Raw genomic sequence first — 19711 nt, forward strand, 5'->3', positions numbered from 1 at the left:
CGGCCGGGGCGGGGTGCTGGGTTTCTTGGGGGATCTGCGCCCCGGGCCGTAAATCGATTTCGGGTTCACCGGGGGGGGGCGGGGCCCCCCCGGGGCCCCCGCCCCGCCGCCTCCGTCAAGCAGCGTGCAGGTTGCGCTCGTCAGGCTCCCATGGAGATCTGCCGCAGGCGGTGCTGGTCTTCGATGGGGTAGCAGCGATTGGCCCGCTCTCCGGGGCGGAAGGCTTTCAGCGCCTTGACCTGCCGGAGTTCGGAGATCGCCTTCTCCACGGTCGCTCGCCCGAGGCAGAGGGCATCGGCGATGTCGGCCTGGCTTGGTCCCGTGGCGACCAGTTCTTCGATCCTCGTCATCACCATGGTGCCGTTCGGGCCGGGCTTTATCGCGTTCCTTCGTGTGGTTTCGGCCAGGTAGTTGAGGATGGCCGCGACCCTGGCAACCGGCGTTGCCCGGCTCGCGGTGTAGAGCTGTTCCGTCAAGTTGTGCCGCTTCGTCGCCATGCGAGCGAGCATCAGAGCGATCGCGGGGTCGTTCATCGCCAGTGAGGCCAGCTTGGTGTTAGGGACCTCGACGAAGGTGCAGCGAGACAGGCACATTCCGGTGGTGAAGCCCATGTAGGACGGCTGCGCCCTTTCGCTGTAGGTGCCGGGGAAGAAGACGGTGTTGCTGACCGCCTCGAAGAGCATCACCTCGCGCCACAGGCGGGTCTTGCCGTGCTGCACGAGTTCGGACACACGCCCGTCGATGAGGAAGTAGGCCGCCCTGGACAGCCCGAGGGTGAGGGGGCGGTTGCGCTCCCGCCGGCGCAGACGGGAGACGTCGGCGAGGGCGTCCACGGAGTCGGTCGGCAGACCGTGCAGGGAGAAGAACTCAGCAATGGCGGTGGCTTCTTGGGACGCCTTGCGGATGGTGTAGACGGACACGGTCACCTCCCCGCAGCACGAGGCGGGGTCGCAGGGCCGGCCGTCTCCGGCCCGGAGGCCGGCGGCACCGGAGGGGGTGTGGCCGTCACCGGTGCTGCCGGGGCGACGACATCGACGGGCGGTGTGGCCGCCGACTCCGTCAGGACATGGACGACGGGCACCAGCGCTCCGATGAGGACAGCCAGTGCCGTGAGGACGGAGGCGATCCGTGCAGGCCTCGTCTCCAGGCGCCGCACGACGTAGCAAGCTGCGGCCAGCACGATCCCAAAGATCATGATCACCGCGACAAAGAGGTCGCTGAACACACTTCTCCCTTTCATAAGTGCAGATAGGTGCGGTCGAGCTCCGACCTGATGTTCGAAGCTCGACCGCGCGGGTTTTTTGGGAACCTCGCTCTGACCAGCGACATCCAGAACTGCGGCTAACAGTCCGTCACCGGTAGCCGTGAATGTTACGCCATCGGGATGACCCCGCCACAATTCGTCCCACGCGAAGGGAATCTTCTGAAACACCACCTGAAGCTGCGTCAGCAATAATGCGGTGCATAGCTCCTGACAGACCACGAACGGAATGCCTGGTACCGCATTCTTGGGGCACAAGGTGCCTCCACAGTGCCGTCCCCGGGCGCGCCGAAGAACCAAGAAGGCCTCGCCCGGAGGTGGGGCGAGGCCTTCTATGCTGCATCGTCAGCAGGGTCGCTGAAGAGGTGGGCCGGGGCCAGTCGGGGGAGCCACCCCCGATGGGCCACCGGCCGACGCTGAGCGAGGGCTCCCAAAAGCCGTGTGTTCAGCGGTGACCAGGAAACACTATGCACCATCGTGAAAGTCCCTCCTGCAAGGGATCCTGTCCGGCGACCCAGTCGGTATCCCTACTCAAAGGGATTAAGAAACCGTTTTTTGCGGTCCTCCACCTCAATCCGAGGACCGCAGTTCGAATAAACGTGACGCCGGCCGTACGCACCTGTACTCGGAAGTAGCCCATGACAGAGCGGGAAACAGTCCCGCTGCGGCCTGAACGTCAGACCTTCCAATGGCCTGCCGCCGTGTGAAGGGAACGCGGAAGTCCGGGCCGCGAGTCCCACTTTCCCTCCTCGTAGGGGTTCCAGATCAACTCGAGGTCCACGCCCAGCCGACACCTCGTCGAACATGCCGCCACCCCGACACGCGAAGCGGTGGGCGCTCAAGCGCACTTGCGGCCGGCTCATTGAGTGGGTGGCAAGTCGAACCCTTGCATCAGAAGCACAGGCTCTGCCACGTCGGGGGTGCCGATGAGAAGAGGGAGCTGCATCTGCTCGGCTCGGGTACGCGGGCTTCGCCTCCGTCGTCGCGCGCGTGCAGGAGACTCACGTACCGGCACGCGCAGGCGAGCCGTGAGGGTGCCCGAGTTGGCCCTCGCAAGCACGTAGAACTGCTTGGCAGTCGGGTAGTTTAGCTTGGCGAGTGAGGCTGTTGTCTGGTCGAGTGCTCGGTATGCACCTGGGCTCACGGGCGGAGTTCGGCAACGAACGCGGGAGCGAGTAGCCGGATGCGTTCTGCTGGTACGTCACCGGCGAGTGCCTGGATTGCCAGGTTGGTGCCGGGGGTGGCTGCAGCGCCGAAGAGGGTGCGCAGCAATTCCAGGCCTCTGCGTGTGGTGTCGCCGACGCGGGGGTCGTCGCGCAGGTTGGCGAAGGTCTCGGCGACCACCTTGGCGGGCACGGTGGTCATGATGCGGTAGACGTCGCCGGCGTCCTTGTTGTTGAGTCGGTCCGGGCGTCTGTCAAAGTCCTGAATGCGTTCGTCGAGCTTGATGGCCTTGGCCACCAGCAGGGCTGCGGGGCCGGCGACGTAGGCATCGACGGAACGCGTGGTGCCGGGAGTAAGGCTCTGGATGGTCATGAGGGAGCGGTCTGCAGACGCGAGCTCCAGGCCAGCGACCTTCTTGGTTGCCCAAGGATCGTGCGGGGGCAGTTCGGTACGGCGCCTGGTGTTAGGGCGGGGGGCGAGCTGGTGGGGGATGAGCAGGTCGACTTCTACCGGCACGATGAGTGAGCCGACCTGTTGAGGGCGCTCCCACAGGCCGGACTGCTGGTCCCGGAGGGTGAAGCCGGCTGTATGCATGGCTTGCTCGATGAGCGGCTGTTCGCCGAGGTGCTGTGGGTCGATGCTGATGTCGCCGTCGGCGGTGTAAGCGGCGCTGCGGATGGTGGCTTGCTGGGTGCGGAGGTAGACGGCCTGGGCACCGACGACGGTCGTGGCTTCGCGGTGGTCTTTCAGCGCGATCAGGGCGTCCAGGAGCGCCTCGCGTGCTGCTTGGTTGAGCTCACTTTCATCAACGCCTGCTGGTGCCTGCGACATGTCGCCCCCTCAATCGTGGGCGCGATCTTAGAACAGCTTCTGAGGCCTCGTGCCGGGATCGATGGTTCTGTGACGGCCTGCCTGCCCGAGGTCGTCTAGGCGCCAGATGTCCTCGTTCGCGGCCATGAACTCGAGCACTTTCTCGCCCTCGGCCGGCATGCGGCCGGGACCGGAGAGGCAGTCCAGGACAAGCTGGCTCAGGCCGACCTGCCAATAGCGGTCGAGTCGGGCAGGACGGTGGAGCACGCTCAGGTCCCAGGGGGCGAGGATGAGGACGTCGGCGGCCTCGGGTACAGGCATAAGGCCGAGTTCCTGGGCCAGGCGGGTCATGGATGCGTCGTCGTGGCGAGTCGCGTAGATCATGAGCTGTCCGCCGACTGCGATCGGAGCGACGGGGCGGGCTGCGTACGAACCGGTGACCAGGATCTCGCTGCCCGCGGCAAAGCCGTCCGCTTGGACCAGCTGTTCGATGACCGGCTGGATTCCCATTGGGGCGAGCATGCCGACAGGGTTCGAGTGATGAGCCAGGTCCAGGGCACCGGCACGGGTTCGCAGGAGAGCCTGCCAGTCGACGTGTGCGATGACCTTGTTGTCGCGCCCGATGAGGAGCTGGTCTTCGAGAGCGTCGAGGAGCTTGGAGACGTACGGGACGCTCAGTTGGGCGCTCTTGGCCAGGTCGGTGGCTCGGTAAGGCGGTCTGACATCGGCGAGGAGGCGGACGAGACGGCCGGCTGCGGGGCCTGTCAGCATCGGCTTGCTGCTGGGAGCGCGGTGGCCTGCCGGGGCTCGGTCGGCTCCCAGCGTGCGGATGATGATGGCGGGCCGGGTGACGCGCAGGGACACGTTCCCCGTCAGGTCCAGGTAGTCGATCTCACGACGTTGCAGCTCTTCCTGGGTTTTGGGGCTGATCCAGGGAGCGAAGACCATCAGACGTGTATGGCGGTTGATCCTGCGGACCAGCTGCGCCTTGGACGAGATGTGACCTGCGACGTCTTTGGGCGTGAGTTTCGTGCGGGCTTCCACCAGCAGCTCGGTGAAGATGCTGTCGTGGCGCGAGGCGAGCCGGATGACCGCGTCCCAGCCTGTATCTCCACCTTGAGGTGAGGCGGCCTCCGGCTGGATGGAGACCTCCCAGTCCTCGCCCAGCATGGCCCGGAGGTTTGTCGTTCCCTCAGCCAGGACCTTGTCCGCTTGGTCATGCGTCGTCAGGTCATCCACGTCCCCATCATGTCACGGGAAACAGACATCCCACCAGAAAAGTTTCCAAGAATAGAGACTTTCCATGCGTCGGAAACTCGTCGAAGACGGCAAGTTTTTTCTTTCTTCCAGGTTTCCTGTCACTGGAAACTGGCAGACTTCGGAAACCAGGGCTCGCCTGTGTCGCGGCCAGTCGGCGCCTCCGCCCTGCCCTGCATGCTCCGCCGCGACCAGGCCCTCGCCAGGCCGCAGCCTCCGCCACTTCCCGATGGCCCCACGGCCACTCCCATCCTCGCGTGCCGCTCCGCACCCGGGGCGAGCGCCGAGAGCGATGACCCTGCCCGGCCGCCCCTCCCCGACGGGCAGCGAGGAGCACCGCTCGCGGGGCATCAGGACTCAGGGTGGCTGCTCGCGCAGGTGGGGGTGGTGGAGGTGGCGGTGTAGCGGTTGGCGACGGTGACGCTCAATCCGAAGAGGATGGCGAGGCGTTTGGCGTCGCCGCCGGCGGCGTGGACCTCCTCCAGGAGGCGGTCGCTGCGCAGGGATCGGGAGGTCAGGTTGCTCGCCGAGGTGGAGGTTGAGCCAGCGGGGGCCGACCTGGGTGGTGCCGGTCGCGGTGCGCAGGTCGGGAGCGCAGCGGGCGCCCAGTGCCCCTGCCGCGCGGCAGGCGGCGCGCGGTCCCGCGCCCCTCCCCACCCACCCTGAAAAGGGGCTGTGCTGCGTTATGTCGCCCTCGCTGCGCCCCGGCGCGCCTTGCTGGAGGACGCGCTGAACGGTGCTGGGGTCGGTCGTGGCCCTCGTGTTGTGTAGACGCGCCTGGCGTCAGTCGTGTACGCGTGGGACAAGGCGTAGGTGGGCCGGTGGGCTGGGTGGTGCTTCGGATTGCGTGGCGTGTGTCCAGCCGTGGGCGTGCATGGTCTCGGTCTCCCAGTCCTCGAAGAGCTTCGGCAGCGCCTTCGGGTCGCGGTCGGGGTCTCGGTACCACTGGATGAACGCGCGGGCGGCGGGGCGGCGGGCGTCGCAGGCCGGGCAGAGCTCCATCCAGACGCCGGTCATCAGCGGGCCGTGCCAGCGCAGCAGCAGCCGGGTGCCGCAGCGGGAGCAAGGCCGGGCCGGCTGTTCGTCTTCGTCCCGCACGGGATGGAGCCTGGCGAGTTCCTCGTCGGGAACGTTGTCGAGGCTGCCGTCCAAGTTCCCGATGCGGCAGAAGGAACCGTCGGGGCGCACGACGTATCGCCAGGTGAACGACATCCAAGTCCCCCTTTCAGGGTGGAGCGTGACGCGAACGGCCACGATCCGCCCGCCTGCCGATCAGCGTCAAGAGGGCTGCACTGCAAGGAGTGGAGGGTGGTATCCCTTCGATGAGCCTGCACGGATCCTCGACTGGATCCAGCGCGCCCGCCCCCGGGGTCCGTGTAGTCAGGAAGCCCTAGAATAGAACGCGTGAACGATTCAGGTCCGACGCGGCTCGCCTTGCTCCGCTTCCTGGAGCGTGTGCAGCTGCGCGACCTGGAACGCACCCGCGGATGGATCACTGAGGAGGAACGGCGCCAGGCCGAGCAGCAGCGGGGCGCCGAGGCGAGGCCGGCTCCACCTGACTGGCTACTGGAGCGCGGCCTGAACGGGCACAGCCCACCCGTCTACGTACACACCGGTGAGTGCTGGAATGCCGCCAAACGCAGCAGGGGCATCACGCAGGACGCCGCGCGACGAGCACTCGCGGAGGGAGTTGCCCCCTGTCCGCAGTGCCGGCCGGACAGCGCGCTGCGCATGCTCGACTAGACGCGCTTCAAGCATGTGGCTGGTACCTGGCCGCCACGAACGATGCGCCAGACGTGTCCCCCGCGGCCGCACTTGTGGTACGCCGGGCCGCTCTGCGTGCGGGCGATCGCCTCCACGCACGAGCGCACCACGTCGCCGCGGTGGAGGTAGCGCACGACCGGGGAGTCGGGCGCTGCAACTGGTGCGTTGCCTTCCGGCATCCGGACCGCCACCTTCTTCCCGGTGACCTTCCACTTGGTGGCGCACGCCTTGGCGGGCGTGGTGGCCGCCGCGCCGGGAGCGGGGGTGGCATCAGCTGCCGGGGCGAGCAAAGCGGTAGCGGCGAACGTGGCTACCGCGGTAGCGGCGATCATTAGTCGTGTCACGCACGGCCAACTACTCCCGTCCGGGGAAGGGTCACGGCTTCTGCTTGATGATCACCCACCCGAGGTGCGGCTGCTCGTCCACGTAGGCGTTGGCTCATCCCAGGTCTCCGTGAGCGGCGTGATAGACGCTCGCCGCGGAGCAGCGCCCGAGTGGGCGCTGCTCCGGCCCGTGCTCGAGAGCGCCCAGCACCATCGGAGGGGCGGGCGCTCTCGTGTCAGGTGGCGTCAGCCTGCGTCGAACGTTCCGTCTGCTTCGACCTGGGTCAGGTACTTCGCCAGGGTGAGCCGGTCTTCCTCTGCCATGTTCCTTCGCAGGATCTTGTTCAGTGCCGATGGATCTGCCCAGGGAAGCAGCCCGGCCTCGGGGGTGATAACTGAGTTATCAGCCTGCGGCTCGCGTTTCTGCGGCGTTCGGGCTGGATCGGCAGGTGCCGCCGTGGCGAGGGGGGTGATAACTGAGTTATCACCCTCAGGCGCCGCTGGAGGGCGGCGCTTGGCCGCGCGCCGGCTCTTCTTCTCAGCATCGAGACTGGCGCGCCGGTCCGCTTCCTCTCGCTGCTTCTCTGGACTGTGCTTGGCCAGGTTTCGCAGGTGGGAGACGTTTCGTCGCCCTGCCTCCAGGTCGGCCTGGAGTTCTGGCGTGAGGCTCAGCAGGGAGAGCTTCTGACTGATGAGAGGCTGGCTCATGCCCAGGCGCTTGGCTGCCTTGTGCTGAGAGCCGTAGAACTTGACCAGCTTGTCAAGCGCCTGGGCTTCTTCCAGTTCGCTGAGCCCTTGCCGCTTGGCGTTGGCGATGAATGCCGCTTCGAGCAGGCTCTCGTCGGTGGTGGCGAACTGGTCCGCCAGCATGACCTTGACGGTCGGCAGCCCTGCCTCAAGAGCGGCTTTCAGGCGCCTGTTGCCGTCGATGACGACGAACTTGGCGCCCTCTTCGAGATCACCCTGCCGGTCGGGCCGGTTGGCCAGGTAGGCGTCCACGGTCGCGATGGTGAGGGCAACGATCTGCCCGACCTCGTTGAAGCTCTGTGCCAGATCGCTGACGTCCCCCAGATCGTCACGCGGATTGTCCGGGTTGAAGCTGATCTCTGAGGGGGGAATCTCGGTTGCTCCGGTAATCGGGGCGACTCCGGTGACGGCGGCGATGGCCCGTCCTCGGTTGCTTTGGACGCCGAACGAGGGGGCGCCTACGCGGTCTGCTGCTCGTCGGGCAGTCACACGATCTCCCTGACGATGCGGCGGATGACCTTTGCCTGTTCCGAGGAGGGGGCGTAGGAGATGATGTTCTGGCGGTTCCTGACGGCTTCGCGCTGCTCCTTGAGCCTGCGGACGACGCCAATCATCCGGGGTTCTTTGAGTTGCCGCCATGCTTCCAGGGAGGACGTAACGACGTATCCGTCGCGTGGGTCGTAGAGGTTCACGACCAGGCCGAGGTCGTCGACCTCAATGCGCCAGTCGACCTGACCTGATTCGATTTGGTGGCGCAGCAGTTTGAATGCGTCGCCTGAGCTGTCCTCGGGCTGTACGGGGATGAGAACGCCGGAGTTGCCGGGGGCCTCGTTCTCACGGCGTCGGGCGTAGTAGATGCCTGCGTCCATGCCCACTCCGAGGCTGGGCGGGCCGTCCACGATGATGACGTCGTAGTCCGCTTCCAGCGGCTCCAGTACGCGTTCGAGCGTGGCTTGGCGGTTGCGGTCCATGGCGATCATGACGTCCAGGAGGAAGGCGTCGTTGCAGGCGGGCAGGATGTCGAGACGCCCGCCGAATCGGCTGTCCTCCACGGTGACGATCACGTCCTGGATCGATCCGGTCCGGACGGTGCCCGCCATGTACTTGGCGAGGCTGGGTTCATCAATGCCGATGAGTTCCAGACCGAGCTGCTGCGTGAGGTGGCCCTGCGGGTCGTAGTCGACGAGCAGGACGCGCAGCCCCAGTCCGGCGTGCACCTCGTCGGAGGTGAGCAGGTCCGTGGCCTCGCTGGATAGGCTGTCGTCGTCAGCGGACTGGAGGGCCACTGCCTCTGCCGCGACGGGGACTTGCGACGCCGGGTCTTCCGCGCAGGCCCCGGCCAGTCCCGCCGCGATGCTGGTCTTTCCCACGCCGCCCTTCTGGTTGCACACCACGATCCGGCGGGTGTATCTCGTTGGGGCGGGAGCGGAGTGGGTGTGCAACCACAGGGCGATTGCTTGGGCGAGTCCTTGCACGAGCGGCATTCCACGGCTCGCGCACGTCTCCTTCAGCTCCGCCCACTGCCCTGTCGGCAGCCAGGTCGACCACGCGACGCCGCCGGCCGTGTCCACGGGGGCGACTTCACTGGATGTGTTCTGCCACATCGCGATGCCCTGCGAGACGGCGTCCTGGATGTCCACACCGAGCTGCGCAGCGCGCACCTTCAGGTCGCGGCGCAGCCACGCAGGCAGTTTGGAGACAACCTTTTCCCGGTCTCCGGAGGGGCTTGGAGTAACCATGCGGTGAGCTTACTAACTCGCGCTGGTTGGAGTGGTGAGCCTGGGGGGTGATAACTGAGTTATCACCCCTCAGGTGACGGTCACTCACATGCCAAAACTGGTCATATCGCCTGAAAAACCCAAAAAAGTGCCCGCATCCCGCAGGGTGCGGGATGCGGGCACATGGGCTGCGCTGGTCAGGCATGGTCGTTGTCGCGTCGTTTGACGCGCGGGTCTGAGGTGAACCGGCCGAGTCGTGACTCGGCCGGTTTGGCAGCTATCCACGCTTCGGTGCAGGTCTTGTGTACGGCTTCGCCTGCATGAGAGCGCAGGCGGATTGGCGCAGGGCTTGCTGGCACGTGGGGTGCGCCCTTACTGACTGTGCTGCTGCGATCGGTCCGGAGATGTTTCCGTGGTCGTCCCAAGCCGTCAGAGCACGGCGGTGACGGCAGCCGCAGCGAGGAGCGCGAGGGCGGTGAGGGTGCAGTCGACAGCGCGGCGCAGTCTCGTGAACTTGGCGAGGGCGATGGTGGACAGGACGCGGACGCGGACGGCGCGGGTGTCGCCGTCCATGCAGGTGTGGATCTCGGTTTCGTTCAGACGTGCCCAGTAGGGGAAGGATGCGCGGTCGTGGCCGCCGAGGCGGGGCCTGACGACCAGGAGCAGCAGGACGGCTGCGGTGCCAAGGGCGGCCACGGCGAGGGCGCCGAGTGCTTTGGTGGCCGTGGAGAGGTCGTGGTCGGTGAAGGTCGTCAGTCCGGCGAGGACCGCGCCGGTGAAGGCCAGCAGCAGTGAGGCTTTGCCGTCGGTGCGGACGATCTCGTTGACGACCGAGGCGCAGGCGGCATCCAGGTTTTTGTCCCTGGTCGTTAAGAGGGTCGGCGTGGTCATGCTGTCGGGTGTCCTTTCGTAGTCAGGCGGCCAGAGTGTGTGCGGGCGGGGTGGTGTAGGTGGCGGGGTCGGCGGGGGTTCCGTCGTGGCACTCCAGGCACGAGCCGAGGGTGCGCAGCGGTAGGACGTAGTGGTAGCGGCGCCGGCACTTCGGGCAGGTGCTCCTGGCGGCCATGGCCTTGTCGAGTGCGGCCTCTTTGGCGAGCGTCATCGGCCTTATGGGCAGGGCGAGGTCGACGCGGTAGAGGTAGGCGGCGCGGGTGCACGCGCGGTGAGGGCGCGTCGCGCAGGCTTTGCAGCGCAGGATCGCGGCGGGGTCTTGTCCGCCGGGGCGCAGTCCCGCAGCGCGCAGCTGGCGGCGCGTGGCCAGCTGGTCGGCAGGGGCGGTGCCCCAGTCGTACTCAGGTAAGCCCTGCGGGGCGCGTGGCTCCGTCGTGGTGCGTCGGTGTCGGGTGCGGGTCGTCACCGCGGCCCCCAGACAGGGGCGAGACGGCGGGGGCACTGCGGGTAGCGGGGGCCGGGGCGCTGCGGGCGGGGCCGGCCGATCCGGCGGCGGGGGCGGGGGGTGAGCATGGCTTACCTCCATGGCTGGTGTGGGTAGGGCGGGTGCGTCAGGCTGGAGTGCGCGCGCAGACAGGGCGGCAGGGGGAGTGATGGGCTGGTTTCGCAGTGATCCGCCGGTGGTCGATTTCGACGCGGTGATCGACACGGACGGTGTGACGTGGCGGGCGTTCACGGACGATGACGGGGTGCTGGTCATTGACACCGACGCGGACGTCGAGGTGTTCGTGAACCGCGCCATCGTCGGCGGGTACGTCTATCCGGCGTGGGTGGACGACTATGGGCAGCTCGTCATCGAGCTGGACTGACGGCGGTCCGGGCCGGTTACCGGCCCTGCGCGTCGGCCATCGAGGCAGCTTCGCCCAGCATGCGTGCCGGAATGCGGCCGGAGCCGTGGGCGTCGTTGAAAGCCGGCACCGAGTCGACGTGGTCGCCGAAGCGGCGGCGGATGGCGTCCAGTACGACGGAAGCGGCGTCGGCCTCCAGGCCGCGATCACCGCCGGCCTCCTTACGGATCGCGCCGAGCAGGCAAACCGCGCCGCTCTCGTCGGTCAGCACACCGGCGCACCATCCGTCAGCCTCCATCCGGGCTCGGGCGCGCTGGAGGAGAGCGGCGACCGGTGTGGCGGGGAGCTGCTGCGGCTGGAGCGTCGGCGTGAGCGGCACCGTGATGACGTCAGCGAGGTCGACAGGCTCGGTGCTGATGTGGGCGGTGCGCACCTCGTGTGCGACAGCGGCCTCGTCCAGACGGACGGTCATGGCCGCCTCTGCAGCGGCCAGCCGTGCGTCCAGGCTCAGGGCGCCAGGCGCGGGCGCCGGGCGCGTCTGCTGGTCGGTCCGGGCGGGCACGGTGTGGAGTGAGGCGACCATCGGAGTCTCCCGTCAGACCAGCGTGGCGAGACGGGCAAGGCCGGCCAGGAACGCCTCGATGGCGGGGGCAATGCCCGTGGAGGCGAGGAAGAACCCGAAGGCGGTGCACGCGAGGGCGGAGCCGATACCGACGGCGCGCTGGCGCAGCAGCACGATGACGACGACGGCCAGGAGCAACGCGGCGGACACGGAGACGATCACAGGGGGATTCCTTCCATGGGGCGGGGTGAGGTGGTGTAGCCCGGACGGATGCCAGGCGGGACGCCGTCGCCCCAGGCGGTGTGCCGGGGGCGGCGGCGAGGGAGGGGGAAGGGTCAGTCGTCGGCAGCGAGGACGAAGTCGGCGCGCAGCTCGCGCAGAACGTCGTCCTGAACGTCCGGGGTGACCAGGACGTCGCGGGCCTTGCTGCCGTCGGCGGGGCCGACGATGCCGCGCTCCTCCAGGGCGTCCAGGAGGCGCCCGGCGAGGGCGAAGCCGACCCGCAGCTTGCGCTGCACCATCGACTGCGACCCGAACTGACTGCTGATGACGAGACTGGCGGCCTCCACCACGAGGGTGCCGTCCACCCCATCCGGTGTGGAGGCTGGCTGAGCTGCCTGCCCGTTTTCGACAGCAGTCGCGGCGTCCTGGTCGACGGGCGCATAGATGCCGTGGTCGACCTGATGCAGGCGGCCTTCGGTGACCAGGTCGGACAGGGCGTTGCGGACACTCCCGGCTGCAGCGTCCACCTGGGCGCGGATCTCCTTGGCGGTCATCTGTCGATCGACCGCAGCGAGGACCTTGTCCTTGACCGTCCGGGGCTTCGGCGGGGCCGCGGGCGGGGCAAATGAGCCGATCCCGCTGGGCTGCGGCGGCAGTACGGCGCCCTCGCCGTCGTCCTTTCCGGTGGGCGGCGGCATGGTCCAGTCGTGCCACAGACCGAGCTCGGTCAGTGCGTCGATCTCCCGGTCGGTGAGGCAGTTGATGGAACCGTCGGCGGGGAAGATGTCGCTGAGGCCGTCGGGGCTGCCGTCCTTGGGCAGGTGGACGTACAGGCTGCGCATCATGGTCGCGCCGGATCCGGTGACGGTGTGTCCGACGCCGTGGGTGGGCTCGCCGGGCACGTCGTCGAGGACGCCGTGCATGCGGTCCAGCAGGGAGCTGGAGGCGTTGAACCGGTCGGGGATGTCGGCCAGGTCGACGTCACCGGCGAGTCCGCCGGTGGCCTGGCGGGCGGCGATGCCGCCGGAGGAGCTGGCGATGCGCAGTACGACGCCGATGCCGCCCTGGACCTGGTCGCGCAGGGAGGCTTCGCCGCCGAGCTTTGACAGGTTGAGGGACTGGCCGGCGAAGACGATGCCGATGCCGAACTTGCGGCCCTCGCGGGCGAGGACGTCGGTCATGTGGGCGATGTCGTCACCCAGGCTCTCGTCGCCGACGAGGGAGTTGAATTCGTCGAGGACCAGGACCAGGCCCGGGTAGGGGGAGTGGGCGGAGAAGTCGTGGCCGACCTCGGCGTTGATGTCGCCGCGGATGTCCATCAGGGCGATGGCGGCCTTGAGCATCCACCAGGTGAAGACCGGGCCGGCGCTCTGGCGGTCGATGTGCCGTCCGACCGCGCTCATCTGCGCGTCGGGGCGGGCTGAGGTCACCCAGTTCGCCAGGCCGGCCAGCGCCCACGCCGCGCACATCAGGGCCAGGGTGACGGTCTTGCCGGATCCGGTGACGCCGACGAGGAAGCCGTGCAGGGTGCCGGCCGCGGACTGCATGTGTACTTTGGCGTCACTGCCGTCGTGGGCGGTGCCGATGGTGTAGCGGCCGTACGCGTCCAGCGTCAGCAGCTCCCGCGTGGCCCGGCGGGAGGCCTTGAGCGGCGCGGACTCATACAGCGTCACGAGCGCCTCGCGGCCCCGGGATTCGGCGACCAGGCGCAGTTCTTCGGGCTCCACGCCGAACGCGGAGCAGAGCTGGCCGTGGTTGATGCGGGCGACCTCGCCTGCGTCGACCTGGGCGAGGATCATGCCGCGGGCGGGGAGGTCGCCGCGTGCGGGCAGCTGCTCGACGCGGACGATTTCGCTGCCGGGGATGGCGCCGCCGGGGCGGGCCACCTTGGCCGCCCACATCTCCTCGATGCTGCCGCCGCCACGGCGGGTGGTGGGGGCGACGGTGAGGCGCAGGCGGCCCGGGCCGGTGCCGGGGATCTCGTCCAGGGTGACGCAGCCGACGGGGTAGCCGAAGCAGGCGGCGACGTCGACGAGGTCGATGCGTGGCACGGGCTTGCCGGCTGGGGCGACGACGTGGGCGGTGAAGTCGGGGTGTGCGGCGTCGATGGTCTGCTCGATGTTCTCCAGCCGGGTGCCGGGGGCGACTTCGGCGGTGTCCCACATCTGCATGACCAGGCCGCGGAAGCCGGGCGGGTAGGCGGCAGCGGTGGTGTCGGGCGGGGTCCAGGTGGAGCGGGTGATGGGCAGGGCGGCGGACATGAGGCCGCCCCATGCCAGTGCTGTGACCGGTTCCCACCAGGAGTGGCCGGGCACGATCGCGGCGGCCGCGTAGACGGCGCCGCCGGTGACCGGTCCCAGCACGCGCTGGGCGGTGCGGATCGTACGGCGGAAGTCGCGGGTCTTGACCTTGCGGTAGAGCCACCACACGCAGCCTCCGCTGATCGCGGCGGCGGTGGCGTGGGCGGGCAGCAGGTCCATGGAGGGGACGTAGGTGAGGGCGGCGGCGGATGCCCCGTAGGCGGCCATCTCTGCCTTGGCGCGGGTGGGCAGCGTGCTCATCAGTGACGGGTCCTCTCATGCTGTGGTGATGCGGTGGCTTGGGGTCCGCTGGCCGTACTGGACGCCACACCGCGCAGGGTGGTGCGGCGTCCGGCGGGGCCAGTGGGTGGAAAGCGGTGGGGCCGCGCCCGGTGGTCGGGTGCGGCCCCACAGGGGTGGTGTGCTCGGTGGTTACTGCGACCGGTAGAAGCCAGGCTTGGCCTGGCGTGCCTTGGAAGCGGTGACGGCGGCATGGACGCCGCCGTACTCGGCCTGGTGCTCGCTCTTGAGGTGGCCAGCGGCCTGATGCATCGAGTCGGCGGCGCTGCTCAGGCGGCGGGCGCCGCCGACCACCCGACCGAACGAGGTGGCCACCTCGCTGATGAGGGCCACGTGCCGGGCATCAACCTGGGCGGCGGCGCTCAGGTCGGCCACGGTGACAGCGGCGCGGGCGTTGGCGCGCATGCGCAGGGCGACGCGTTCGGCGTGTTCCATGAGCTGTTCGGCGGCACGCTGCAGCGCGGTCAGTTTCGTGTGGACGGCGGTGTAGCCGTTGGCGTCTGCGTCCGCGCTGACGGCGGGGGCGATCTCTCCCACAGGAGCTCCTCTGGTCAGTTTTCGTTGTGGATGCGCGCGCTGGGCGCGGCAAGGCCGGCGTCGACGGTCGCGTCCTGGGTCGGCCGGTAGTCCCGGGCCATCGCCGTCTCCTCCGCCTCGGCGGTTTCAGCGGCGGCCAGCGCGGCACGGGCCATCCGCTCGGCGTACAGGATGAGTTCGCCGACGCTCTCCATCAGCACGGACAGCGCGCGGGTGGTTCGCTTGCCGCTCACGTTGTGTGTGGTGGCCAGGTCGGCGGCCATCGTCTCCAGTTCGTTCAGCAGGCGGCGTGCCTGGCGGGCGAGCTGGGCGCAGTCGTCGTAGGTCTCCATCCCGGCCGTGGTCAGCAGGGTCAGGGCCTTGAGTGCGTCGTCCAGGGTGATGTCGGTGGCGTGCTGGGCGGCCATGCCTCCCGGCGCAGGAACCGAGGCGGTGACCGGAGCCGGCGCGGCGGCAGTCCTCGCGGGGCGTGCAGGCATGGGGATGGGGTCCTTTCTGCGGGTGGTGCCGGGACGTGGCCCGGCCGGTCGCTGCGGAGCGCGGGGCAGGGCGGGCTGGCTCTGAGCGGGCAGCGCCTTGGGGGCAGGGCCGATCGCGGTCGGTTCCCACCGCTTGGCGTGGGCGCCGGGCGGGTCCACCTGCTCAACGGTGATCGTGACGCGCGGCTCGGTGTCGGCGTCGAACGGTGAGGACCGCGCCTGCCCGTACCCGGAGTGGGCACCGGGACCGTCGTCCGGGCCGGTGGTGCCCGGGCCGGACGACGGTCCCGGACCGGCGGTGCGGTCCGACTTCCCGCGCCCCCGAGACGGGTTCGGCTTGGAACGCGGTCCGCCGTCGGCCGACCAGCGTTCGCGCCGCTTCTTCCACCGGTCGTTCACGGCGTCGAAAACGGCTTCGCGGAAGCGGCCACGGTCACCAGGCGGTGTCCAGCCGTCGTTGCCGGCGCTGGTGCTGCGGCCCTTGGCGCCGTCGCGCTTGCCACCCGCGCCGGTGGTGGGGGCGTCGGTGCTGGAACGGCGCTTGCGCCACCGGTCTTCGAGCCGGTCGCCGGCCTTCTCCCAGAACGTCGGCCCCGGCTTGCTGTGCTTGACGGCCTTGCGGAGCGCGGCTTTCGTGTCCGCCGCGCCGCCAGATCCGCCCTTACTGCCCTTGCCGCCGGAGTCCTTCGCACCCGGACCGGTGCTGTCAGGCTTCTTCTTGCCCTTGCTCCACCATTCCGCGACGGCCCGGCGGGCGGAGCGACGTCCGCTCCCGTCCGTGCCCGCACTCCCGCGACCGCTGCCCGAACCGGCCGAACCCCGGATGCTGGCACCGCCGGAGCTCCCGGAGCCGTCCTTTCGGCGAGAGCCGCCGTCGCTTCGGATTCCCCAGCCGCCGTTTCGGTCCCGCAGAGAGCCGTTTCGATCCGAGCCCGGGCCGTTTCGGCGAGCCCCGGGACCATTTCGGCGGGGGCCGGGGCCGTTTCGGCGGGAGTCTGGCCCCGCGCCGTGGCCATCGCTCCGGCCGGTGCCGGTAGACGGCCGGCCGCCGGGGCCTGCCCCGGAGCGGTGCTGCGTGGAGCCGCTGTGCGGCCCTGGGCGGCCCGTTCCAGCCCTGCCCGGGCCGATGCCACCTGCGCCCCGTCCCGCGCCGCCAGGACCGCGTCCGAGGGCGCTGCGGCCGTAGTCGTGACTGGAGGGGACACGGCGGCCGCGGGCGTGTTCGCGGTCGGCTTCCGCGTGGTGCCGCGTGGCGTCCGCAGTCGCCTTCGCGGCCAGCAGTTCCAGCTCGCGCTGGTGCGCGGCTGCCTCCGCCCGGCGCGGCCCGGACTCCTGGATCCAGGTCTGCAGTCCCTCGAACGCGGCCAGCGCGATGGCCAGGATGGCGGCCAGCGACAGCGCCCCGGTGCGCGGCGGTCCGGCGTCGCCGGGGGCCTGCGGCTCGCTCAGTCCGTCGCTGCGCAAAGCCGCCGGCACGGCGTCCGGCGGGGGTGGTGCGTGCGGCACGGCGGGCGCGTCGAAGGCGCTGATTCGAACAGCGCCGTCGTCGGCGGCAGGGTGGTCCTGGTCTCCGTCGAGGGCCGGCGGCGCAGGGACGGGCGGGGGTGGTGGGGAGCCGATCCGGGGCATCTGGAGCACGTTGTCCGGGCTGTCGTCGTCGGCCACGCGCCCTCCTCTCCTGGTGACTGCCGGTGAGAGAAGGGGGCCGCCTCGCACGCGTACGCGTACGCGTGGTTGGGACCCCCGTCAACCCCCATTCCGGCGGTGATGATGACGATGACGGTTACTGGCAGTGATCCCGGTAGAGCCGTTCCAGCTCGGCGGACAGGGCGTTGAAGGTGGCGTGGTCGCCGGTCCGCTTCACCTTCTGCAGGGCGGAGACCTTCACCAGGTCGAGCCAGGCCCGGAAGAACTCCTCCGGGCCCCTCTCGCCTGCCGCGCTGGCCTGTTCGAATCGGGCGTTCCAGTGAGCGGCCTTGCGCGGGGACATCGCAGCGGGCATCAGGCACCCCGCTGCTGGCGGCTGTTGCCGCCGAAGTAGTCGCCCAGCAGCTTCGGCGCGCCCGCCTGGCCGTCGTCGCTGTCGGCGGGGGCGAGACGCTGGAGGGTGGCCTGCGCACTGTTGTGGGCGACGGCACCGAGCTGCTGCTTGCGCTGCGCCTTGCGCAGCGCCTTCTCCTCACGGCGCTGGAGCACGACCTCGGGCTGTGTCTCCTCGTAGGCAGCGACGGTGCCGTTGATGGCCTTGGCGGCCTGCCGCATGGCCCGAGCGGCGTCCCGCAGCGGTTTGACCCGCTTGCGTGCCCGGGCGGCAGCAGAGATGCCCCAGGGCAGGTCACCGTCCAAGCGGCGGGCCTTGAGGTCGGCCTGGATAGCGTCGGCGAGGGCGTCGTAGGTCTGCGCGTCGGTCAGCAGGGATCCGCGGTGCTGGGCCTGCCAGCCTTCGCGCTGCCCGGGCAGCGCGAGGGCCTGCACCCCGGTGGTGACGCGGGTGGCAATGTCCTTGCTCATCAGGGTTTTCTCCTCGGGGTGGTGAGGTGATCCGGATCGGTGGGAAGCTGCGGGTTGGCGTCTCGGCGCCTTCGCCGTGTCCCCGAGCTGTCATCAGCAGTTCGGGGGCCGGCGGAACCGTCGGACAGGCCGTCGTGCGTGGTCAGGGGCGGTAGCCGTCGGAGAGCAGGGCGACGGCCTCCTGGCGGTACTTGGAGGCGGTGTCCGTGGACGACACGTCGAACTCGCGCTGGACGTCGGCGATGGAGATCCGCTCGTACAGCTCGTGCTGAATGTCGTCGTAGCCCAGGCCGTCGGGCACGAGGCCGGCCGCGAGCGCCATGCGCGCGACCTTGCGGACCGCGCGCTCGCGCCGGGTGAGCTTGGCCTCATCCTCGATTTCGGCTGCGCGCCGCTCGATTTCGGCAGCGGCCCGTCGCGCTTCGGCAGCGGCCCGCTCGGCTTCGGCCGCTTCCTGCTCGGCACGCGCGGCATCGGCGAGAGCGGCCTTCGCGAGGCGCTCCTCCTCCGCCTTCTTGCGGGCGGCTTCGGCGGTGGCGCGCTGCGTTTCGGCAGCGGCCCGCTCCGTTTCGGCGGCACGCCGGTTCGCTTCGGCAGCGGCCTGGCGGGCTTCGGCGACGGCCTGTGTTTCGACCGCCTGAGCCTCCGCCGCGGCAGCCTGGTCGGCCTCCGCCGCCGCCTTCCGCTTCTCGGCAGCCTGCCGTTCCAGCTCGGCCGCGCGGATGTCGGCTGCGGCCTGCGCCTCGCGCTCCTGGGCTTCCTTGCGCTGCGCCTCGGCCTCGCGGGCGCGGGCCTCAGCGATCAGCGCGGTCTCCAGCGCCGCCTCTTCCAGCTCGGCGGCCCGCTCCGCGGCGCTGGCCTGGGCACGGGCGTGGGCGCGGGCCTGGGCCGTCTGACCCTCCACCCGGGCACGGACGGCCTCCAGCTCGCCGTCAGCCTCCAGCCGGTCGGCCTGCGCCTTCTTCTGCGCGAGCTCCCGGCGGGTCTCCGCCTCCAGGCGCCGGCGCTCGGCTTCCTCCGCACGCTTCTCCGCCTCGCGTTCCTGCTTCTCGGGCAGCGCGAGAGCCTCGGCGACGGTATAGCCGTAGGCGGCCATCGTCATCGGCAGCTTCTCGTCGTCGGTCGCCTTGCTCAGATCGCCGCCGTGCTTGCGCTTCAGCCACTGCTCATAGGCGATGAGGTCCTGCTGGCGCCGGACCATCTCCTCGTAGGAGGCGACCGCGTACAGCCGCATCCGGCGGTAGAAGCGCGGGGTGTCGAGCGGGGCGAGGATCCAGCGGTGCAGCGGGATCCGGTCGACCGCTGTACCGGCCTCCAGCCTGGCCTTTTGGATGATCAGGCGGCGGGCGGCCTCCACACCGATGACGAACAGCACCGGCATGACGCCGTGGCTGGCGGCCTTGACCGGGTCGTCCCCGATGTGGCCCTGTGAGCTGGCGTTGAACCACACGGTGGCGGCGGTCATGCCGTGGGCGGCCATACGCAGCAGCGGCCACGGGGTGTCCTTGCGGATCAGGTACAGGTCGAGCGCGAGGAACGCGATGATGCTCGCGTCCACGCCGACCGGGAACCAGGGGGCCAGTTCCTCGCTGAACCCCCAGGCCAGGGCGACCTTCGCGAGGGTGCTGTAGGACATGGCGAAGCCGATGACGCCGACGAGGGTGCCGCCGATCGCGGCAGCCACCGACAGGGCAGTCATCAGACGGTCACGCCGGGGCTTGATCGGCTTCCGCTTCGGTGTGCCCGAAACGCTGCCCGCCGTACCCGAAACAGGGGCGGGCGGATCCGAAACGGCGGTCGGCGGTGCCGAAATGGGGGCGTCGAGAGGCGCCGTCTGCGGCGTCTCAGTGATCGTCACGGAGGCCTCCAAATGAGGTTGGGCGGATGTGGACGAAACGGTGAGGGCCGCTCCCGAAACGGAAGCGGGTGGAGCCGAAACGGGGTCCGGTGAAGCCGAAATGGCGACACCCGCACCGACGGCCAAGGTGTGCAGCGGTCAGTGCGGGCGGGATCGATC

20 protein-coding genes are annotated in these 19711 nt (G+C 69.6%); 2 read left to right on the forward strand and 18 right to left on the reverse strand.

Annotated features, from left to right (window positions below; translation table 11 throughout):
- Nucleotides 1-140: 140 nt before the first annotated feature.
- The 5 genes from ACF1AG_RS34060 to ACF1AG_RS34080 all read right to left on the reverse strand — a co-directional run bounded on the left by ACF1AG_RS34060 (nucleotide 141) and on the right by ACF1AG_RS34080 (nucleotide 5704).
- Nucleotides 141-920 (reverse strand): Crp/Fnr family transcriptional regulator, encoded by a 780-nt coding sequence (locus tag ACF1AG_RS34060; protein ID WP_114876332.1) that lies wholly within the window; start codon nucleotides 918-920, stop codon nucleotides 141-143.
- A 2-nt stretch (nucleotides 921-922) separates the two neighbouring features.
- Entirely contained in the window at nucleotides 923-1519 is a 597-nt protein-coding gene (locus ACF1AG_RS34065) for a hypothetical protein (protein WP_155553659.1), read from the reverse strand.
- A gap of 882 nt (nucleotides 1520-2401) precedes the next feature.
- Nucleotides 2402-3256 carry a hypothetical protein gene (locus ACF1AG_RS34070; protein WP_391810979.1) on the reverse strand — a complete coding sequence of 285 codons (855 nt, stop codon included), beginning with the start codon at nucleotides 3254-3256 and terminating at the stop codon, nucleotides 2402-2404.
- Between the two features lie 27 nt (nucleotides 3257-3283).
- Nucleotides 3284-4474: a hypothetical protein gene (locus ACF1AG_RS34075; protein ID WP_391810980.1), complete on the reverse strand. Its 1191-nt coding sequence runs from the start codon at nucleotides 4472-4474 to the stop codon at nucleotides 3284-3286.
- Nucleotides 4475-5275: 801 nt separating this feature from the next.
- Nucleotides 5276-5704 carry a DUF6300 family protein gene (locus ACF1AG_RS34080; protein WP_391810981.1) on the reverse strand — a complete coding sequence of 143 codons (429 nt, stop codon included), beginning with the start codon at nucleotides 5702-5704 and terminating at the stop codon, nucleotides 5276-5278.
- Nucleotides 5705-5896: 192 nt separating this feature from the next.
- Here ACF1AG_RS34080 and ACF1AG_RS34085 point away from each other — a divergent pair, with 192 nt between their 5' ends.
- Nucleotides 5897-6235: a DUF6233 domain-containing protein gene (locus ACF1AG_RS34085; RefSeq protein ID WP_391810982.1), complete on the forward strand. Its 339-nt coding sequence runs from the start codon at nucleotides 5897-5899 to the stop codon at nucleotides 6233-6235.
- On the opposite strand, the gene ACF1AG_RS34090 is transcribed toward ACF1AG_RS34085, so the two are convergent.
- From ACF1AG_RS34090 to ACF1AG_RS34110, 5 genes are all read right to left on the reverse strand, one after another.
- Entirely contained in the window at nucleotides 6232-6588 is a 357-nt protein-coding gene (locus tag ACF1AG_RS34090; protein ID WP_391810983.1) for a hypothetical protein, read from the reverse strand. The two genes, ACF1AG_RS34085 and ACF1AG_RS34090, sit on opposite strands and share 4 nt — an antisense overlap.
- Nucleotides 6589-6825: 237 nt before the next feature.
- Complete coding sequence (locus tag ACF1AG_RS34095; RefSeq protein ID WP_391810984.1) at nucleotides 6826-7815, reverse strand: ParB/RepB/Spo0J family partition protein; 990 nt, start codon at nucleotides 7813-7815, stop codon at nucleotides 6826-6828.
- Entirely contained in the window at nucleotides 7812-9065 is a 1254-nt protein-coding gene (locus tag ACF1AG_RS34100; RefSeq protein ID WP_391810985.1) for a ParA family protein, read from the reverse strand. Before ACF1AG_RS34100 ends, ACF1AG_RS34095 begins: the two co-directional genes overlap by 4 nt.
- Before the next feature lie 408 nt (nucleotides 9066-9473).
- Nucleotides 9474-9935, reverse strand: coding sequence for a Pycsar system effector family protein (locus ACF1AG_RS34105; protein WP_391810986.1), 462 nt, complete (start codon nucleotides 9933-9935; stop codon nucleotides 9474-9476).
- A 22-nt stretch (nucleotides 9936-9957) separates the two neighbouring features.
- The gene (locus tag ACF1AG_RS34110) at nucleotides 9958-10401 is read right to left on the reverse strand and encodes an RRQRL motif-containing zinc-binding protein (protein WP_391810987.1); all 444 of its coding nucleotides are present in this window, start codon (nucleotides 10399-10401) and stop codon (nucleotides 9958-9960) included.
- Between the two features lie 187 nt (nucleotides 10402-10588).
- Between ACF1AG_RS34110 and ACF1AG_RS34115 the strand changes: the two genes are divergently transcribed.
- Nucleotides 10589-10804: a hypothetical protein gene (locus ACF1AG_RS34115; RefSeq protein WP_391810988.1), complete on the forward strand. Its 216-nt coding sequence runs from the start codon at nucleotides 10589-10591 to the stop codon at nucleotides 10802-10804.
- Between the two features lie 16 nt (nucleotides 10805-10820).
- Here ACF1AG_RS34115 and ACF1AG_RS34120 read toward each other — a convergent pair whose 3' ends face one another.
- The 8 genes from ACF1AG_RS34120 to ACF1AG_RS34155 all read right to left on the reverse strand — a co-directional run bounded on the left by ACF1AG_RS34120 (nucleotide 10821) and on the right by ACF1AG_RS34155 (nucleotide 19393).
- Nucleotides 10821-11366, reverse strand: coding sequence for a hypothetical protein (locus ACF1AG_RS34120; RefSeq protein WP_391810989.1), 546 nt, complete (start codon nucleotides 11364-11366; stop codon nucleotides 10821-10823).
- A 12-nt stretch (nucleotides 11367-11378) separates the two neighbouring features.
- Nucleotides 11379-11567, reverse strand: coding sequence for a hypothetical protein (locus ACF1AG_RS34125; RefSeq protein WP_193456886.1), 189 nt, complete (start codon nucleotides 11565-11567; stop codon nucleotides 11379-11381).
- A 113-nt stretch (nucleotides 11568-11680) separates the two neighbouring features.
- Complete coding sequence (locus tag ACF1AG_RS34130; RefSeq protein ID WP_391810990.1) at nucleotides 11681-14128, reverse strand: DNA translocase FtsK; 2448 nt, start codon at nucleotides 14126-14128, stop codon at nucleotides 11681-11683.
- 171 nt (nucleotides 14129-14299) lie between these two features.
- Entirely contained in the window at nucleotides 14300-14704 is a 405-nt protein-coding gene (locus ACF1AG_RS34135) for a hypothetical protein (protein WP_391810991.1), read from the reverse strand.
- Between the two features lie 14 nt (nucleotides 14705-14718).
- A complete protein-coding gene (locus tag ACF1AG_RS34140) occupies nucleotides 14719-16848 on the reverse strand; it encodes a hypothetical protein (RefSeq protein ID WP_391810992.1) in 2130 nt (709 codons plus the stop codon).
- Between the two features lie 118 nt (nucleotides 16849-16966).
- On the reverse strand, nucleotides 16967-17185 hold the full coding sequence (locus ACF1AG_RS34145) for a hypothetical protein (RefSeq protein WP_189482800.1): 219 nt from the start codon (nucleotides 17183-17185) through the stop codon (nucleotides 16967-16969).
- Nucleotides 17185-17694, reverse strand: a complete 510-nt coding sequence (locus ACF1AG_RS34150) for a hypothetical protein (RefSeq protein WP_114876301.1) — start codon at nucleotides 17692-17694, stop codon at nucleotides 17185-17187. Before ACF1AG_RS34150 ends, ACF1AG_RS34145 begins: the two co-directional genes overlap by 1 nt.
- A gap of 142 nt (nucleotides 17695-17836) precedes the next feature.
- A complete protein-coding gene (locus ACF1AG_RS34155; RefSeq protein ID WP_391810993.1) occupies nucleotides 17837-19393 on the reverse strand; it encodes a DUF2637 domain-containing protein in 1557 nt (518 codons plus the stop codon).
- Nucleotides 19394-19711 lie beyond the last annotated feature (318 nt).

Origin of the sequence: Streptomyces sp. NPDC014764, from assembly GCF_043082785.1 — a bacterium.
Classification (GTDB): domain Bacteria; phylum Actinomycetota; class Actinomycetes; order Streptomycetales; family Streptomycetaceae; genus Streptomyces; species Streptomyces althioticus.

What these genes read in the sequence shown, in the direction of transcription:
- ACF1AG_RS34070 (WP_391810979.1), bottom strand. Translation starts at nt 3,256, where the DNA reads ATGTCGCAGGCACCAGCAGGCGTTGATGAAAGTGAGCTCAACCAAGCA.
- ACF1AG_RS34080 (WP_391810981.1), bottom strand. Translation starts at nt 5,704, where the DNA reads ATGTCGTTCACCTGGCGATACGTCGTGCGCCCCGACGGTTCCTTCTGC.
- ACF1AG_RS34090 (WP_391810983.1), bottom strand. Translation starts at nt 6,588, where the DNA reads ATGATCGCCGCTACCGCGGTAGCCACGTTCGCCGCTACCGCTTTGCTC.
- ACF1AG_RS34100 (WP_391810985.1), bottom strand. Translation starts at nt 9,065, where the DNA reads ATGGTTACTCCAAGCCCCTCCGGAGACCGGGAAAAGGTTGTCTCCAAA.
- ACF1AG_RS34105 (WP_391810986.1), bottom strand. Translation starts at nt 9,935, where the DNA reads ATGACCACGCCGACCCTCTTAACGACCAGGGACAAAAACCTGGATGCC.
- ACF1AG_RS34115 (WP_391810988.1), top strand. Translation starts at nt 10,589, where the DNA reads ATGGGCTGGTTTCGCAGTGATCCGCCGGTGGTCGATTTCGACGCGGTG.
- ACF1AG_RS34120 (WP_391810989.1), bottom strand. Translation starts at nt 11,366, where the DNA reads ATGGTCGCCTCACTCCACACCGTGCCCGCCCGGACCGACCAGCAGACG.
- ACF1AG_RS34130 (WP_391810990.1), bottom strand. Translation starts at nt 14,128, where the DNA reads ATGAGCACGCTGCCCACCCGCGCCAAGGCAGAGATGGCCGCCTACGGG.
- ACF1AG_RS34145 (WP_189482800.1), bottom strand. Translation starts at nt 17,185, where the DNA reads ATGCCCGCTGCGATGTCCCCGCGCAAGGCCGCTCACTGGAACGCCCGA.
- ACF1AG_RS34150 (WP_114876301.1), bottom strand. Translation starts at nt 17,694, where the DNA reads ATGAGCAAGGACATTGCCACCCGCGTCACCACCGGGGTGCAGGCCCTC.
- ACF1AG_RS34155 (WP_391810993.1), bottom strand. Translation starts at nt 19,393, where the DNA reads ATGACTGCCCTGTCGGTGGCTGCCGCGATCGGCGGCACCCTCGTCGGC.